The 16818-nt window shown below is 70.1% G+C and carries 16 protein-coding genes; 3 read left to right on the forward strand and 13 right to left on the reverse strand.

Features of this window, described 5'->3' with window-relative positions; translation table 11 throughout:
- Window positions 1-174: 174 nt before the first annotated feature.
- From I601_RS12655 to I601_RS12680, 6 genes are all read right to left on the reverse strand, one after another.
- Window positions 175-648, reverse strand: coding sequence for an NUDIX domain-containing protein (locus I601_RS12655; protein ID WP_068110254.1), 474 nt, complete (start codon window positions 646-648; stop codon window positions 175-177).
- A gap of 29 nt (window positions 649-677) precedes the next feature.
- Complete coding sequence (locus I601_RS12660) at window positions 678-1754, reverse strand: phosphotransferase family protein (protein WP_218917663.1); 1077 nt, start codon at window positions 1752-1754, stop codon at window positions 678-680.
- Window positions 1751-2839, reverse strand: coding sequence for an LLM class flavin-dependent oxidoreductase (locus I601_RS12665; RefSeq protein ID WP_084527550.1), 1089 nt, complete (start codon window positions 2837-2839; stop codon window positions 1751-1753). The genes I601_RS12660 and I601_RS12665 overlap by 4 nt, the downstream gene beginning before the upstream one ends.
- Window positions 2836-3333, reverse strand: coding sequence for a flavin reductase family protein (locus I601_RS12670; protein WP_068110256.1), 498 nt, complete (start codon window positions 3331-3333; stop codon window positions 2836-2838). Before I601_RS12670 ends, I601_RS12665 begins: the two co-directional genes overlap by 4 nt.
- A gap of 11 nt (window positions 3334-3344) precedes the next feature.
- Complete coding sequence (locus tag I601_RS12675; protein ID WP_068110259.1) at window positions 3345-4148, reverse strand: alpha/beta fold hydrolase; 804 nt, start codon at window positions 4146-4148, stop codon at window positions 3345-3347.
- Between the two features lie 133 nt (window positions 4149-4281).
- Entirely contained in the window at window positions 4282-6081 is a 1800-nt protein-coding gene (locus tag I601_RS12680) for a GAF domain-containing protein (protein ID WP_157520128.1), read from the reverse strand.
- 215 nt (window positions 6082-6296) lie between these two features.
- Between I601_RS12680 and I601_RS12685 the strand changes: the two genes are divergently transcribed.
- Complete coding sequence (locus I601_RS12685) at window positions 6297-7430, forward strand: LLM class flavin-dependent oxidoreductase (protein WP_218917664.1); 1134 nt, start codon at window positions 6297-6299, stop codon at window positions 7428-7430.
- A 133-nt stretch (window positions 7431-7563) separates the two neighbouring features.
- Here the strand turns inward: I601_RS12685 and I601_RS12690 are convergent, their stop codons facing one another.
- Together I601_RS12690 and I601_RS12695 are read right to left on the reverse strand one after the other, a co-directional pair.
- On the reverse strand, window positions 7564-8127 hold the full coding sequence (locus I601_RS12690) for a TetR/AcrR family transcriptional regulator (RefSeq protein ID WP_218917665.1): 564 nt from the start codon (window positions 8125-8127) through the stop codon (window positions 7564-7566).
- Between the two features lie 58 nt (window positions 8128-8185).
- Window positions 8186-9748, reverse strand: coding sequence for a class I adenylate-forming enzyme family protein (locus I601_RS12695; RefSeq protein ID WP_157520131.1), 1563 nt, complete (start codon window positions 9746-9748; stop codon window positions 8186-8188).
- Window positions 9749-9877: 129 nt separating this feature from the next.
- Here I601_RS12695 and I601_RS12700 point away from each other — a divergent pair, with 129 nt between their 5' ends.
- Both I601_RS12700 and I601_RS12705 read left to right on the forward strand, forming a co-directional pair.
- Entirely contained in the window at window positions 9878-10627 is a 750-nt protein-coding gene (locus tag I601_RS12700; RefSeq protein WP_068110269.1) for an SDR family NAD(P)-dependent oxidoreductase, read from the forward strand.
- 37 nt (window positions 10628-10664) lie between these two features.
- Window positions 10665-11390, forward strand: coding sequence for a TetR/AcrR family transcriptional regulator (locus tag I601_RS12705; RefSeq protein WP_084527553.1), 726 nt, complete (start codon window positions 10665-10667; stop codon window positions 11388-11390).
- A 12-nt stretch (window positions 11391-11402) separates the two neighbouring features.
- Here I601_RS12705 and I601_RS12710 read toward each other — a convergent pair whose 3' ends face one another.
- The 5 genes from I601_RS12710 to I601_RS12730 all read right to left on the reverse strand — a co-directional run bounded on the left by I601_RS12710 (window position 11403) and on the right by I601_RS12730 (window position 16661).
- Entirely contained in the window at window positions 11403-12494 is a 1092-nt protein-coding gene (locus tag I601_RS12710; protein ID WP_068110272.1) for a CaiB/BaiF CoA transferase family protein, read from the reverse strand.
- A complete protein-coding gene (locus I601_RS12715) occupies window positions 12491-13771 on the reverse strand; it encodes an acyl-CoA dehydrogenase family protein (protein ID WP_068110275.1) in 1281 nt (426 codons plus the stop codon). The genes I601_RS12710 and I601_RS12715 overlap by 4 nt, the downstream gene beginning before the upstream one ends.
- 179 nt (window positions 13772-13950) lie before the next feature.
- The gene (gene ddaH / locus I601_RS12720) at window positions 13951-14736 is read right to left on the reverse strand and encodes a dimethylargininase (protein WP_068110278.1); all 786 of its coding nucleotides are present in this window, start codon (window positions 14734-14736) and stop codon (window positions 13951-13953) included.
- Between the two features lie 27 nt (window positions 14737-14763).
- Window positions 14764-16203 carry an NAD(P)/FAD-dependent oxidoreductase gene (locus tag I601_RS12725; RefSeq protein ID WP_084527555.1) on the reverse strand — a complete coding sequence of 480 codons (1440 nt, stop codon included), beginning with the start codon at window positions 16201-16203 and terminating at the stop codon, window positions 14764-14766.
- Window positions 16188-16661, reverse strand: coding sequence for an Lrp/AsnC family transcriptional regulator (locus I601_RS12730; protein WP_068110282.1), 474 nt, complete (start codon window positions 16659-16661; stop codon window positions 16188-16190). The genes I601_RS12725 and I601_RS12730 overlap by 16 nt, the downstream gene beginning before the upstream one ends.
- Window positions 16662-16818 lie beyond the last annotated feature (157 nt).

Consider the following 16818-nt stretch of genomic DNA (forward strand, 5'->3'; position numbering starts at 1 on the left):
CCCACCGAGGGTGCGACTCGGGCCAGGGGGCTCATCGCTCGGCAGGTCATCGGCCGTGCCACTCAGGTGCACCGGGGGCCGGTGTCTCCGACGACGTGCCTGTCGCTGCGATGCACGGCCGGACCGCTCCATACGGATCTGCGACGACCGGGCGGTCCCGACCCGACCTGGTCGTCACGACCAGTCGACCTCCGGCATCGCTCCCGAGCGTGACGCGGGTGCCGGCTGCAACCGCTCGTGAGCCCCCACGGCATCCATGACGTCCTTGAGCCAGCTCACCTGCCGGAAGCCGGGCGCGGTACGGCGGGTCACCCAGCGATAGGCATCGTGCTCCCAGTTGATGGCCAGTCGCTTGACCAGCGTCTCGCCGCGGAAGGTGTGCACCTGCCAGGTGTTCGCCCCGGCGTCGACCAGCTCCACGACGGGTCCTTCGTCCAGCGAGACGAGATCGGCCACTCGGAGCCCGGTCTCCTCTAAGACCTCCGCGAGAGCCTGCTCCAGCGGGCTGACCCCCGGCTCGAGGAACCCCGTCACGCAGTGCCAGAGCCCGTTGTCGTGGGACACCGCGTCGCTGCGTCGCAGGAGCGCGGTCCTGCCTCGCCGCTGCAGGACCACGGCGACGATGTTCTTGGTGTGTGGGGGTGGCACGGTGGCTCCCTGAGGTCAGCGGACAGCGGTCAGACGCCGGCCACGACGCGCGCCTGGTCCAGGAGCGTCACTGCCCAGGCGTGCAGCATCTTGCCGGTGTCGCGCGGGGCCAGGCCCGCGCAGGCCCGAGCATGGGTTCCCTCGATGACGATGGCGAGCTTCCACGATGCCAGCACCTCGTACCAGTCGATGGCGGACATGTCCCGGTGGGACCGGTCCGCGTAGTGCTGGACGAGCTCCGGCTTCGTGACCGCGGACGCCATGGAGTCGACCGACCAGCCGACGCCGTGCGGCCGACCAGGTCGAGGCCACGTGGCCAGCAGCGACCCGAGGTCGAGCAACGGGTCACCGATCGTCGCCATCTCCCAGTCCACGATCGCTGCCACCTCGGCAGTGCTCGGATCGACCAGCAGGTTCGCCAGGTGGAAGTCTCCGTGCAGTATCCCGGGGGTCCAGTCGGCGGGCCGGTTGTCGTCGAGCCAGTCACCGATGGCAGCGACTGCAGGTAGGTCCGGGCCCTGGTACTCGGGGAACCGGGCGTAGGTGGCCAGCTCGGAACGCCACCGCGCGACCTGCCGTTCCAGGAAGCCGTCGGGCCGGCCGACTCCGGACAGGCCCACCGCCTCGTGGTCCACCTCGCCCAGTCCGGCCAGGGCCTCCACGGTCGAGAAGCACAGCCGGCGGGTGCGCGTCACGTCCTCCTCGGCCCACGGCATCTCCACCGTCGGATTGAGGCCGTCGACGAGTTCCATGACGTAGAAGGCCGCGCCGCCGAGGATGTCCTCGTCCGGGCAGTCCGCTACCAACCGCGCGTGCGGGACCCTCGTCCGGCTGAGGCCGTCCAGGACCCGCATCTCCCGGCGGAGGTTGTCGTTCGTGCTGGTCCTCAGGTGACGGGGCCCGCGACGGAGCACCAGGTCACGGCTGCCGCGACGGAGGCGGAGCAGGATGTTCTGCGTCCCGCCACCCAGCAGCCCCACCACCTCGAGCGGCCGTCCCGGTGAGACGCCCTGGTCGTCCAACCAGGCGCGGAGCGCAACCAGGTCGATCAGGCCGTCGATCTGTGTCGAGACCGAGAGGTCGGTGGACGGGCTGCCCACGCTCACCTCGGTCCCCGAGCGACCTCGGCCAGCCGAGCCTTGACGGGCGCCGCGACCTCGGAGGCCAGGTAGTGCATCCGAGCGGTGCCACTGGCCACCGACTCACCAGGCAGCTGGGCGAAGTAGTGCATGTCTCGGACCTGTGGACGCAGCTTCTTGAGCTCGAGGATCTCCTGGATCGCCATCTCGGCATCCTGCAACCGGTAGGCACCACCGGCCAGGACATCGGCCGGTGTCTGGAAGCGGGGGATCTCGTCAGGGTCCCCGAAGGCGCCCCACTCGATGTAGGCGTTGAGCTGGTACACGGCGCACTCGCCGATCTCGGCCCAGACCTTCTCCGGGTCCTCGGCCACCACTGCCCATTGGCCGGCCATGATGCGCGCGTCGTCCAGGTCTCGTCCGTGGCGGGCCCAGGCATCGAGGAAGGCCTCCTGGTGGTGGTTCTGGGTGCTCAGGAATCCATCACCCAGCCGCGCGGCCCGATCGATCGCCTTGTCGGCCATCGCGCCGATGAGAAGCCCGGGGACCTTCTCGGGCAGCGGGTGGACCGGAAGCCCGGGGTAGGTGTGACGCTTGCCCTCGAACGGCTCGGCAGAGCCCGCCCAGGCACGCTTGATGACCTCGATCCCTTCCTCGAGGAGGCTGGGTCGGTTCTTCAGGTTGCGACCGAACGCCTCGAACTCCCGCTTCCAGTATCCCAGGCCGACACCGAGGTCGAACCGTCCGCCGGAGAGGAGGGAGAGGGTGGCAGCGTCCTCGGCGAGGCGGATCGGCTCATGCAGTGGTGACACGATCAGGTTGGTGCCAAGGTGCATGGTCGAAGTTCGCTCCGCTATGGCCGCGAGCAGGACCAGGGGGGAAGGGGTGTACCCGTCGGGGCAGAAGTGGTGCTCCGTCAGCCACACCGACTCCAGCCCCGCCTCCTCAGCCTCGACGACCTGGTCGAGCACCTCGCGGTAGAAGGTGCTGAACGAGCGCTGCGCCGACGGGGGGTTCCGGAAGTCGTACCAGAGCCCGATCCGGAGCGCGTCGAGCTCGTCCTGGTTCGACTGCGCGTGCACGTCGGCCGGGGGGGAGAAGGTCGTGCTCATGCCGGGTCTCCTTCGATCGTGTGGAACTTCCGGTTCTGGTAGACGACCGGTGTGGCACCCGACATCTCCACGTCGACGATCTCGCCGACCAGGATGGTGTGGTCGCCGCCGTCGTGCTTGGCGTAGGCGCGGCACTCCACGCGGACGGGGACGTTCGCCAGGCTGGGCAGACCGGTGCTGAAGTTGAACTCGCCGCCGCCGAACTTGTCAGCGTCCCGCGAGGCGAAGCGGTAGGCCAGGTCGGCGTGCTCCTCGCCGAGGATGTGGATGTTCCACCGGTCCAGGCCCAGGAACGCCGGGTGGCACCGGGCGGTCTTGGCCAAGCAGACCAGCACCAGCGGCGGGTCCATCGACAGCGAGGTGATGGCGCTGGCGGTGAAGCCCCAGGGCCGCCACGCGTCGTCGCAGGTCGTGACGACCGTGACGCCTGCAGGCAGGGCCGCCATGGCGTCCTTGAAGGAGGCCACTACGGGGTCGAGAGCCGTGGCAGTCATGTCGGCGCTCCTCACAACTGGTCGAGGTAGTCGAGCAGTGCTTCCCGGTACTCCGCCTTCGCCTCGATGAAGGGGACGTGACCCGTGTCGAGCGCCACCAGCTTCGCCTGCGGGTAGGTCTCCGCCTGGTGCTCGGCGATCGTGAACGGAACGGTCGGGTCGTGCTTGCCTCCGAACACCAGTGTCGGAGCGGTGATCTTGGCGACTGCCTCGCGGAGGTCGACGTGCGCGAGGTCGAGAAGCGTCTCGTGCGCTCGGGCGCCGGCCTCGTTGAAGATCCACCACATCCAGTCGATGATCGCCGGGTCCAGGGCGACGTGCGCCTGCCCGGCCGACATCGCTCGCAGGAACGTGACCGGGTCGTCGTCGAGCGCAGCGATCATGTCCGGGATGCCGTCAGCGGGGATGCCGTGGGTCCAGTCCTCGGCGTTGGTGAATCGCGGGGCGGCCCCGCACGTCAGCACCAGGCCGGCGCAGCGTCGCCCCAGCGATGCAGCGGCCGAGGTCACCACGGCCCCACCGGCGGACCAGCCGTTCAGCACGACGGGCTCCAGGTCCAGGTGATCGACCAGGGCGACGACGTCGGCGCCGAGCGTCTCGATGCCCATGTCATCGAAGTCACGGTCCGATCGTCCGCAGGCCCGCTGGTCGGCCACGACCACGTCGTGCCCGGCTCGCAGGAGATAGGGCAGCACGTAGTCCCAGACCCGGCCGTTCATCCCCCAGCCGTGGACCAGCACCACCGGGGCACGATCTCCGCCCTTGTGGTGGTCGAAGTGAATCTCCCGGGTGCCCTCTACTGCGAGACGAGCCATGACAGACCTCCTGCATCAGGACCGGTTCGGTCGTCGAACCGGCGCGTATGTGACTTCCTGCACGCTAGGGCCGCTGAGGCGTGTGGAGGAGCATCGGATCCGTCAGAGTTTGGTGATCTCGACAAGTCAGGAGTCAGGGCGGCGGGAGGAGGTCATGCACCTGCAGCGCCAGGCGCACCTTGAAAGCGTCGGTGAAGTCGTTGAGGTCGACCCCCATCGCCTCCCCGGCCTTGCCTACTCGGTAGCGCACGGTGTTCTCGTGGACCCCGAGCGTCCGACTCGCGGCGCGGATGTGGCAGTTGACCGCGAGGAACACGCGGATGGTCTCGATCAGCACGTCGTTCTGGTCGGTGCGCAGCAGCGGTGCCAACAGGGTGACCGCGAACTCCTGTGCCCGTCCGATGCCGGTGTCCTGCAGCAGCATCTGCAGCACCCCGGCGCGGTCCATCCGGAGCAGCTGCGGGCGTGCACCGAGCTCCAGGAGTGCCCGCTCCATGTCGCGCAGCTCGGTTGCCGCCGCAGACATCGAGACCAGTCCGACCTGGGGGAGCGAGAGGACCAGGTGCAGCACCCCGATCGCCTCCAGGTCCGGCCGGAGCGGCTCGAGCCGCTCGGCCAGGTCGATGCCGGGCCGTTCCTCGAGCAGGAGGATGTCCCCTCCAGGGATGCTGGTGTCGACCAGGCCGTCCAGGTCGAGCCGTTCCGAGAGGAGGTCGAGCAGGCCCTGACGCCGGGCTCGACCGGTGTGTCGCTGCTCGTCCCCGTGGCCGTAGCGCACCCGAAGGAGTCGGTAGGTCCCATCGGGACTGATCCCCCGCGCGGTCGCGGCGCGCCGCAGCGAGTCGGAGTCCCTCTCCCCGTTGAGGATGTCAGCCAGGAAGTCGCTGCGGGCCTGGGCCTCGCTCTCGGCCCGCCTCGACTCGGTCTGCAGCTGCAGGGCGATGGCGACGGCCGCACGGTCGAGGATCTCGCGCTCCAGGTCCACGAACGGGCGGCCGAACTCGACGGCTTCGAGGTAGCCGACCCGGCGACGTTCCACGACGATCGGTGCCAGCAGTCGGCGGTGCGGGGACCCGATGGCCGGGAGCGAGGGCAGGAGGGCCGGGCTCGTGTCCTCGGCGGACCGCAGCTGACGAACGACCTGGAGATCGCGCGCGCGCTGCGGCAGCGCGGGCGGGTGGGCGAGCTTGAGGCTGGACGGGGCCTTCCAGGCGAGCACGTTGAGATCAGCCGAGTAGAGCACGACCGGACGGTGCAGGAACCCCTCCACCAGCGTGAGCAGGTCGTCGGTGTCCGCACCCTTGAGGGTGGCGTCGGAGAGCATGCGCGAGATGGTCGCGATCTTGCGGAGCTGCTGGTTCTTGTGCTGGATGACGGCGTTGTGCTGGTCCAGCTCGTCGCGGAGCTCGACCTGACGTACGGCGATCGCCGCCAGGCTGGCGAAGGCCTGGGCCGTGGCCAGCTCGGCGGTGCCGTACGTGTGGTCCCGGTCCTCGTTGTCGACGTAGATGACACCGATCACCTCACCGGCAAGCACCATCGGGACCGCCAGGATGTCGCGGACGCCGAAGTGGATCATCGCCTCGTGGTCGGTCAGCGGGTGGTTGACCGCATCCTTGGCCAGGATCGGCTTCCGTGTGGCCACCGCCTCCTTCGTCAGTCGGTCGCCGCCGCTGACGAGACGGCTGACGAGGTGCCCCATGTCGCCGGCCGCGGACCACCCGGCGTGGCACGCGAACCGACCGTCGCCGCGACGTAGGTAGACGGTGCACCGGGAGATCTGGAGCAGCTCGATGAGCCGGCGTCCGATGGCCTGCAGCACCAGGTGCAGCTCCATGGACTCCTCCATGGAGGCGAGCGCGATCTCTTCGAAAGCCCGCACGACGCCGTTGAGCCGGTTCTCGTCGGCGCGAAGCACATCCTGCCGGGACATGACGCCCACCCTGCCTCTCCTCGTCGGACAGCCCCTGGCTGCCTCTCCTGTCCGGTGTGGACTGTAGACCTCGACAAGATCGGGAGGAAGCGGCTCTTCTCGCTGCGTCGCTCGGGTGCGACGGTCATCTCGGTGCTCGACCGGACCGGAAGGGGGTCACCCCCCACCACCGGTGCCCGAGCACCGGACATCGAACACCGCGAGAACTTCCTCGGATGGGTCCCGGACGCATCCAGCCGCAGGTGCACGCAGCCACCCAGATCACCAAGGAGAACAAGATGGACGTTGGAATTCTGCTCGTCGCGCAGAACTGGTACAAGGACAAGTCGGACGAGGCCGTCTTCATGGACGAGGTCGAGATGGGCGTCGCCGCTGAGGAGGCTGGCTTCGACTCCGTCTGGTCCGCCGAGCACCACTTCGACGACTACTCCATGCTCCCGGACAACTTCCAGGTGCTCTCCTACATCGCCGGTCGCACGAAGCGGGTCAAGCTCGGCATCGGCGCTGCCATCCTGCCCTGGAACGACCCGCTGCGCGTGGCGGAGAAGTCCATCCTCCTCGACCACCTCTCCGGCGGCCGGGCGATGGTGGCCCTGGGTCGTGGCCTCGCCAAGGCGGAGTACGACGCGTTCGGCATCGACATGAACGAGTCGCGAGCCCGCTTCAACGAGTCGGCCGACATGGTCATCAACGCCGTCAAGACGGGGGTCATCGAAGGCTCCGGGCCGCACTACCCGCAGCAGAAGATCGAGCTCCGACCGGCACCCAGCCCCGACCGTCCCTGGGACGACCGGCTCTTCGCCGCTGCGATGTCGCCGGACTCCATCCCCATCGCTGCCGAGCTCGGTGTGCGGATGATGACGTTCATGCAGTTCGACAACGCCACCCACGCCGGCTCGATCAACGAGTACCGCGAGATGTTCAAGAAGCACCACGGTGCCTACCCGGCGGCGCCGCTGGTCCAGGACTTCGTCTTCTGTCACGAGGACCCGGACGTCGCCGAGGCGATGGCGCAGCAGTACATCGGTCAGTACTTCCTCAGCGTCATCAAGCACTACGACTTCGCTGGCGAGCACTGGCGCGCCACGAAGGGCTACGAGACCTACCAGGTCGGTGCGGACATGATCCGTGAGGCCGGTATGGAGAACGCCGCGAAGGGGTACGTGCAGGCGAACATCCACGGCACGCCCGAGCAGTGCATCGAGCAGTACCGTGAGCGCCGCGAGATCTTCGGTTGCGACTACCTGGCGAACGCGGCCTTCTGCTTCGCGGGCATGCCGATCGAGGAGTCGATGAAGAGCATGCGCCTCTTCGGCGAGAAGGTGGTCCCCGCGCTCAAGGAGATGTGACCCGGGTCGAGCGACGACGCGGCACACGGCGGGAGGCCCGGACCGATGGTCCGGGCCTCCCGTGCTGCCGCTCCGACCCTCGGGCTCAGACGTCGCGCTCGCGGTGGATCGGCCTGGAGGACCGGGCCCCGGGTCAGTGCGCGGGGGAAGCGGAGACTGTCGCCAGTGCCAGGTCGCAGTAGCGCTCGGCCATCTCCTCGGGGCTGGCCTCGCCGTCGGGCCGGTACCAAGCGGCGATCGAGTACCCCATGTTGATCACTGCCCGGGCAGCTTCGAGGGGGTGGGCCGTGCCGAACTCGCCGGTGGTCACGCCTTCTTCGACGAGGATGCGGAAGACGGCCTCCTGCTCGTCTCGCAGACCGATCACCAGCCGGCGCCCGCGGTCGTCGAGGCTCCGCAGCTCCGAGGCGCCGATGAGCGCCTCGGACCTCCGGGTGGTGTGGAAGAGGACCCACGTGCGCATGAGTGCGCCGAGCCGGGTCGCCGCGGTGGTCTCGACGGCGGCGACCGAGGCACGCGTCTGCTCGAGGATGTCTCGCATCGTCGACACCATGATGTCCCGCAGGATGTCCTGCTTCGCGGGGAAGTGGTGGTAGATCGACGCGACCGTCACGTCCGCGCCGCGAGCGATGTCACGCATCGAGGTGCCGTGGTACCCGCGCTCCGTGAAGTTGTGCACGGCCGAGGCGACGATCACCGCCCTGCCTCCGCGTGCCCGGGGTCGAGGGCGAGGCTCCATGGCTGCTTCCGCGGGGTCAGTTCTCAGGGCGGGCATCGAGCTGCTCGACGGCCCAGGGACGCAGCTCGCGCTTGAGAAGCTTGGAGTTGGCGTTGCGGGGCAGCGGCTCCGTGCGGACGATGGTGACCCGCGGGCGCTTGTACGACGCGAGCTGGGCCGCGCACGCGGATTCGACGACGGCGCTGTCGAAGTCCGGATCGTCGGTCACGACCACCGCGACCGCGGTCTCGCCGAACCGCTCGTGAGGCACGCCGACGACGGCGGCCTCGACCACGCCGGGCAAGGCGGTGATGACGTCCTCGATCTCACGCGGGTAGAGGTTGAGCCCACCGGAGATGATCATGTCCTTGGTCCGACCGACGATCGTGATGAAGCCGTCCGCGTCGAGCTCGACGAGGTCGCCGGTGTGCAGCCAGCCGTCCCGGAAGGCCTCCGCAGTCTGGTCGGGTCGTTCGTGGTAGCCCACCATCGTGGCCAGGGACCGGACCAACAGCTCACCGGTGCCTCTGCGCCGGATCTCGCCGTCGGCAGCCCGGATGGCCAGATCGGTGTGGGGAAGGGCCCGTCCGGCCGATCCCTCGTGGTCGAACACCTCGTCGGCCATCAGCACGGTTGCGATGGTGGGGAACTCGGAGAGCCCGTAGCCCTGGCACACGTCGACGTCGGGGATGCCGCGGCACACTCCCTCGATGACCGCGCGGGGCACCGGCTCGGCCCCGGTGACGATCCACTCGAGCGCACTGGCCGAGAGACGCTCCATCAGCTCGGGGTGGGACACCAGCTCGCGCAGCAGGCTCGGGACGAGCATCACGTGGGTGATCCGGTCATGTTCGACACCTTCGACGATCGACTGCACCGTCATCCCCCCGGTGCGCCGGACCTCGGAGTAGCCGCCGATCCACACCAGGCCCAGGACGAGGTTGTGGAAGCCGGCTGCCCAGGAGAAGGACGGGATGACCGCGTAGCGCACCTGCGGCGTGAGCGAGAGACCCTGCACCTGACCGATGGCATTCCACAGCACGCCGTCATGGGTGTGCGTGGCGGCCTTCGGCAGACCGGTGGTGCCGGAGCTGTAGTAGAGGATGAAGACGTCGTCCAGCGCGGGGCCGACGTGGTCCGCGGGCAGTCTGCCGCCCACGACGTCGGGGTAGGCCGCTGTGCGGGCGTGGCGCGGGGCCGACGCGTCACCCACGACCACGACGGTCTCGAAGTCGACGTCGAGGGCCGCGACGCTCCGGCTGGCGATCTCGTCCATGACCAGGTGTCGCGCCCCGCTGTCGCGGCACACGTGATCGATCTCGGGACCGGTGAGGAGCACGTTGACCGGGACGCAGACGGCTCCCAGGGCGGAGAGCCCGAAGAAGACCTCCAGCCACTCCAGCCGGTTCCCCATCATCACGGCGACCTTGTCGCCGGGTCGGACCCCGAGGTCGTGCATCCCGCCCGCGAAGCCGAGAGCGGCGTCGCGGAGCTCGACGAAGGTTCGGGTCCGGCCTTCGAACCCGACCGCAGCTCGGGCGCCGTAGGACGACTCCGCCGACCGGTCGAGGATGCCGAAGACATTGCGAGCCAGGGTCATGAGGAGCCTCCGGGGACGGTTGCGGTGGATCGGCCGGAACACTATCCTAACGATCGTTCGGTTTAATGCAAGCGCCTGAATCAACTGGCGGTGCCGCAGCTGCCGGCCGCCCCGAGAGGACACAGCGACATGGAGCAGGACGAGTTCACCGGCAAGGTCGTCGTCGTCACCGGCGGCAGCCGCGGCATGGGTCGAGAGATGGTGCTTGCCTTCGCCGCGCGCGGAGCCCACGTGGTCGTGGCCAGCCGCAAGCTCGAGGCCTGCGAGCAGGTCGCCGCCGAGGTCGCGGACACCTACGGCGTGCGCGCGCTGCCGGTCGGCTTCAACGCCAGCTCCTGGGAGGACTGCGACCGGTTGGTCGACACCGTCTACGCCGAGCTCGGCACGGTCGACGTCCTCATCAACAACGCCGGTCTCTCCCCGCTCTACTCCAGTCTCGAGGAGGTCTCGGAGGCCCTCTTCGACAAGGTGATCGCCGTCAACCTGCGTGGTCCGTTCCGGCTCTCCGCCTCCATCGGGGCCCGGATGGCGGAGGGTGACGGCGGCGCGATCATCAACATCGGCTCCATCGAGGCCATCCGGCCCCAGACCCACGCGCTCCCGTACGCCGCGGCCAAGGCCGGGCTGCACACGCTGACCGAAGGCTTCGCCCGGGCCTACGGACCCCGGGTCCGCGTCAACACGATCCAGGCGGGGGCCTTCCTCACCGACATCGCCGCCAACTGGCCCGAGGGCCTGCAGGAGGAGATGGAGCCCAAGATCGCGCTGGCCCGTTGTGCGCAGCCCCACGAGATCGTGGGCACAGCCCTCTACCTCGCCGGCGCGGCCTCGTCGTACACCACCGGCACCGCGATCCGGGTGGACGGTGGGTGGCAGTGAGCCTCCCGTGAACGCGGCGCGGACCTAGGATGCGGTCATGACAGCTGCCCGCGCCGACACGGCGTCGACGACCGGCCCGGACCGGGGGCACCAGCGCCGTGACGGCACCGGTGCGCGGGCCGAGCTGATCGCGGCCGCCGAGCGGCTCTTCGCCGAGCGGGGCATCGACGGGGTGTCGATGCGCGAGATCACCCGGGCGGCCAGCCAGCGCAACACCACGGCGCTGCAGTACCACTTCGGTGACCGCGACGGACTGCTCAAGGCCCTGGTCGACAAGCACATGGACCATGTCGCCGTGCGACGTGCCGCGTTGCTGGACAACATCGCCTCGAGCGACGGGCTCACGCTGCGCATGGGGGCGTCGGTGCTGGTGCAGCCGCTGGTGGCCAAGATCGTCGGTGACGACGGGGGGCCGGACTTCCTGCAGATCGCCGGCGAGCTCGTCAACCGCACCCAGCGCGTCGTCGACCCGGCCGAACCGGTCGGCGGGATCATCTACGACCACCTGGCGAGCCTCGACCGGTGGTCGGAGACCTTCGAGGTGCTGATGCCGGAAGGATCGACCGGCGCGCCGTTGCACCGTCGGTTCGCCGTCATCCGGTTCGCTCACATCGAGGTCGGCCGACGAGCCCGGGTCGGCCCCCCGATCGACGTGCCGCTCTTCACCAGCCAGCTCATCGACCTGGTGGCCGGGCTGCTGGGCGCGGAGGTGTCCACCGAGACCGCCCGGCTGCTCGCCGTGCGCGAGGAGTCGGACGCCTGAGTCCTGGTGGGGTCAGTGGGGCGGGCCGCCCCACGCCGCCAGCACGGTCTCCCACGACTCGGTACTGCCGATGCCCACGACTCCGGACTCGTCGTCCCGCATCCGGGGTGCCCTCCCAGCCGCCACGAAGCCTGCTGAATCGCGCGTGAGCGATCGTCGTGCCACGACGTGCGGGTGCTGGACGGCCTCGTCGAAGTCGAGGACCGGCGTGACGCACGCGTCGCTGCCGTCGAACACCGACTCCCAGTGGGCGCGCGGCTGGGCGCCGAACGCCACGGCGAAAGTGCTGCGCAGCTGGCCCCAGCGCGTGGTGTCGTCGCGGTCCGGGAGCGAGGCCGGTTCGAGGCCGAGTCCGGCCACCAGCAGCGCATAGAACTGCGGTTCGATGGCGCCAACGGCCATGAAGCCGCCGTCGGCGCACCGGTAGGTGGCGTAGAAGGGGGCGGCGCCGTCGAGCAGGTTGTTGCTGCGCTCGTCGTTCCACGTCCCGTCGGTGCGCAGCTCCAGGATGCCCGCCAGCAGCAGCGACGTGCCGTCGACCATGGCCGCGTCGACCACCTGGCCAGTGCCGGTCGAGCCCCGTTGCACGAGCGCAGCGAGGACGCCGGTGACGAGCAGCATCGAGCCGCCGCCGTAGTCCCCGACGAGGTTCAGCGGGGGCACTGGCTGCTCGGACGTGCCGATCGCGTGCAGCGCGCCCGTCAGGGAGATGTAGTTGATGTCATGACCGGCCATGGCGGCGTAGGGACCGTCCTGTCCCCAGCCGGTCATGCGCCCGTAGACGAGTCGCGGGTTGCGCGCGAGGGCGTCGTCCGGTCCCAGGCCCAGCCGCTCCATCACGCGGGGCCGGAAGCCCTCGACCAGCACATCGGCGACGGCGACCAGGTCGAGGACCCGGTCGCGGTCCGCCGGGTCCTTGAGGTCGGCGACGATCGTGCGCCGCCCGCGCAGGGTGTGCTCGTTGGCGTGGTGGTCCGTCGCCTGGCTCGGCCGCACGACCCGCACCACGTCGGCGCCGAGGTCGGCCAGCACCATGCAGGCGTGGGGACCCGGGCCGATGCCCGCCATCTCCACTACTCGGACGCCGGTCAGCGGCCGGCTCACGGAGTGGTGTCCCCGGTGCCGTACAGAGCGCGGGCGCGTTCGACCTGCTGGTGGCGGATGTAGCTGGGGAACTGTGCCTCCTCGACCTCGAAGTCCTTGAGGACCTCGCGGGCCACGACCATCTTGTGGACCTCGGTCGGGCCGTCTGCCAGGCCGATGTGGAAGGAGTTGATGACCCACTCTGCGAAGGGCATCTCGTGGCTCAGTCCCAGGGAGCCGTGCAGGTGTAGCGCACGCGACGCGATGTCGTTGAGCACCCCCGGCATGATCGCCTTGACCGCCGAGACGTTCTTGCGGATGGACTTCCAGTCGTTGCCCTGGTCGGCGAGCCAGGCGGTCTCCAGGATGAGCAGGCGGAACTGACGCAGCTGCACCCAGGAGTCCGCGATCTTCTCCTGGACCATCTGCTTGCGGGCCAGCACCTCGCCCTTGGTCGAACGGGAGACCACGCGCTCGCAGGTCATCTCGAACGCGCGGGTGGCTTGGGCCAGCGTGCGCATCGCGTGGTGCATCCGACCACCGCCCAGTCGGGTCTGGGCGATCGCGAAGGCCTGGCCGGGCCCGCCCAGCATCGCGGAGTCGGGTACCCGCACGTCGGTGAGTCGCAGATGGGCATGGGTGTCGTCCGGCTCGCCGTAGAAGCCGTAGTTGTGCACGATCTCGATGCCGGGAGTGTCGGTGTCGATGATGAACATCGAGGCCCGCTCGTAGGGACTCTCCGCGTCCGGGTCGGTGACCACCATCATGATGTAGAAGGCCGCGGTCTCCGCCTCGGAGGCGAACCACTTCTCGCCGTTGATGACCCACTCGTCCCCCTCACGCACGGCGCTCGTGCGGAACAGCAACGGGTCCGCCCCACCCTGGGGCTCGGTCATCGAGAAGCAGGACACGACCTCGTTGGCCAGAAGCGGCTCGAGGTAGCGCTTCTTCTGGTCCGCGGTCCCGAAGTGGGCGAGGATCTCCGAGTTGCCGGTGTCAGGGGCCTGGGTGCCGAAGGTGATGGGGCCGAACCGCGACATGCCGAACTTCTCGTTCATCAGCGCGAGCTTCAGCTGTCCGTAGCCGGGCCCGCCCAGCTCGGGCCCGAGGTGGCAGGCCCACAGGCCGCGCGCCTTGACCTCGGCTTGCAGAGGGCGGACCAGCCGGATGAACTCGGGGTCGTGGATGTCCCACTGGCTGCCGAGTATGTAGTCGAGCGGCTGCACCTTCTCGCGGACGAAGGTGTCGATCCAGTCGAGCTCCGGCTGGAAGGCGGGGTCGTTCTCGAAGCTCCACATGCTGGTGTCCGGCCTGCTTCCTGTGGCGGACGGCGGCTCCGGGGGTCGGGCGCCGTCGGGCGTGTCGGGGTGGGCTCAGCGTGCCCGACGCCGGGGATCACAGTCAAGGCGGTTCACTCAATGATTGGCGCAGATGACTTAAACACCTCATTCCGAAGGACTGCTCCGAGAGTCCGCCGTCACTGGGCCTCCAGGACGGCTGCCCCGCGCAGCCGCACGGACAGGCAGGTGACGCAGCCCTCGAGCTTCTCGTACTCGCTCATGTCGACCGCGACCACCCGCAGCCCGCGCGCCTCGAAGAGCGCCCGGCTGCGCGGGGCGCTGGTGGACATCAGCACGGTGCCGGGGTCGAGGACCACGACGTGGGCGCCCGGCTCCTCCGGCACGGCCAGGTAGGACTCCCACACCGATGCGTCGTCGACGACCGGGTCCCAGCCCACGACGGTGCCGTCGGGCAGGGCGGTGACGGCCGACTTCAGGTGCAGCACCTTCGCCAGCGGTACGCCGACCACGCGGGCTCCGAGCGGAGCCAGCAGGGCCCGGAGCTGGTCGACGGCCCCCGGGGTGGTGCGTCCTCCGAGACCGACCCAGACGGTGCCGTCGTGCTTGAGCACGTCGCCGCCGTCGAGGGTGTCGGGCGCCTCCACGTGGGCGACGCGGTAGCCGAGCCGGCGCAGGGCGTCCTCGGTCGCCGGCGTCTCCGGCTTGCGCTCGTCGGCGCCGGGACGGGCGATGACGGCGAGGTCGGCGTACACGACGACGGTGTCCTCGACAAAGACCGCGTCGGGGCAGTCGTCGGCGGGGTCGACCTCGACGGTCTCCCAGCCCTCGGCGTGCAGCGCTTCGACGTAGCCGTCCCACTGGCGCTGCGCCAGGTCGAGGTCGACGGGGGAGCGGTCGATGTGGGTCACGATGCCGTCGGCCAGTCGCGGACCGGGACGGCGGACCAGGGCGAGCTTCCTCATGAGGTCATCCTGCTCCCTGGGAGGCGCTCAGCCGAGCAGCGGCGCGACGGCCCGGGCCACGAGCGAGGGTCGCCGGGTCAGCGACTCCTCCGCGTCGGCGAGCGTCATCGCGCGCAGGCCGGCGTTGATGCCCAGCCAGCGCAGCGGCTCGCGCTCCCAGTCGGGGGAGCGGTGGCCGACCCACGGCAGCGCCGTGAGGTCGGTGTCGTGGCCCAGGACGAGGTCGCGCAGCGTGCGGCCGGCGAGGTTGGTGGTGGCCACGCCGTCGCCGACGTACCCGCCCGCCCAGGCCAGACCGGTGCCCCGGTCCAGGCCCACCGAGGCGCACCAGTCGCGCGTGATGCCGAGCGCGCCGCCCCAGGCGTGCGTGACCCGCACGTCGCCGCGAGAGCGGCCCAGCACGGGGAACATGTCGGTCAGCGTCGCCAGCAGCGCGGCGTGCACGCGGGGGTCGCGGTCGTGGTCCGGCCGGATCGCCGAGCCGAGGTGGTAGGGCGCACCGCGGCCGCCGAAGACCAGCCGCCCGTCGGCGGTGCGCTGGCCGTAGACGATGAGGTGCCGGTGGTCGGTGAACGTCTCGCGCCGCGCCAGCCCGATCTCGTCCCACACGGCGTCAGGCAGCGGCTCGGTGGCGATCACCAGCGAGTAGACCGGCACCACGGCCCGCTCGTGCCCGGGCAGCCGGGGCGTGTAGCCCTCGGTGGCGCGCACGACCACCTCGGCGCGCACCACGCCGTACGGCGTCTCGCAGCGGCCCGGCGCGATCGATGTGACCGGCGTGCGCTCGAGCACCCGGACCCCGCGGCGCTCGACGGCGCGGGCCAGCCCGCGCACCAGCCGCGCGGGGTGCAGCGCCGCGCAGTCAGGGGTGTACGTCGCCCCCAGCGTGCCGCTGGCCCGCAGGATGCTGTCGGCCTCGGCCCGGCCGAGCAGCCGCAGGTCGTCCTGGCCACGGTCCCAGGCGCGGGCGTGCGCGACCTCGGCCCGGGCGCGGGTCAGCTGGGCGGGCGTGCGGGCCAGGTCGATGGTGCCGCCCCGGGCGACGTGGGCGTCGATCCCCTCGGCGGCCGTGGCCCGCTCGACCTCCGCGACGGTGGCGCGCATCGCGGCGTGCTGCGCCAGCGCGCCGGCCCGGCCGTGCGGCCGGCCGCCCGGGCCGGGCAGCGCGGCGAGGGTGTCGGCGGAGGCGGGGAAGAGCGCCGAGCACCAGCCACCGTTGCGCCCGGAGGCGCCGTAGCCCGCGACCTCGGCCTCGAGCACCGCGATCCGCAGCGTCGGGTCGGCCTCGGCCAGGTAGTGCGCGGTCCACAGCCCGGTGAGGCCGGCGCCGACCACGGCCACGTCGACCTCGAGGTCGCCGGTGAGCGGCGCCCGCGGGGTCCAGTCGTCCTCCGCGGTGGCGTGCCACAGCGAGAGGACGCGGTAGTCCTCCGGCGGGAGCGGACGCTGGCTCAGCGGACCCCCCACGAGTAGGTCTGCTTGCGCAGCTTCAGGTACATGAACGTCTCGGTGGCCACCACGCCCTCGATCGTGCGGATGCGCGACGAGATCAGCTCGAGCAGGCGCTCGTCGCTCTCGGCGACCACCTCGGCCAGCAGGTCGTAGGCGCCGGCGGTGATGACGACGTAGTCGACCTCCGCGATCTCCGCGAGCGCGTCGGCGACCGGCTCCAGGGGCCCGGTGCACCTGACCCCGACCATCGCCTGGCGCGCGAAGCCCAGCTCGAGCGGGTCGGTCACGGCCACGACCTGCATCACCCCGCCGTCGACCAGGCGCTGCACCCGCTGGCGCACGGCGGCCTCGGACAGGCCCACGACCTTGCCGATGGCGGCGTACGAGCGGCGTCCGTCCTGCTGGAGCTGCTCGATGATGGCCTTGGAGACGTCGTCGAGGGGAGTGGTCGGACGGGCTCGGCGCTCGTTCATGGCAGCAACCTACCGTCTTCGGACATGAGGGGAACGATTCCAGGCGTGCGACTTGACGATGGATTTCGTTGCGAACGTGTTTCGTCTCAACGGTTTCCCTTGTCCTCAGTGCCCGACCAGTGTCACGATCCTGGTTCAGCCGTCACTGGAGGTAACC

It is taken from the genome of Nocardioides dokdonensis FR1436, from assembly GCF_001653335.1.
GTDB lineage: Bacteria > Actinomycetota > Actinomycetes > Propionibacteriales > Nocardioidaceae > Nocardioides > Nocardioides dokdonensis.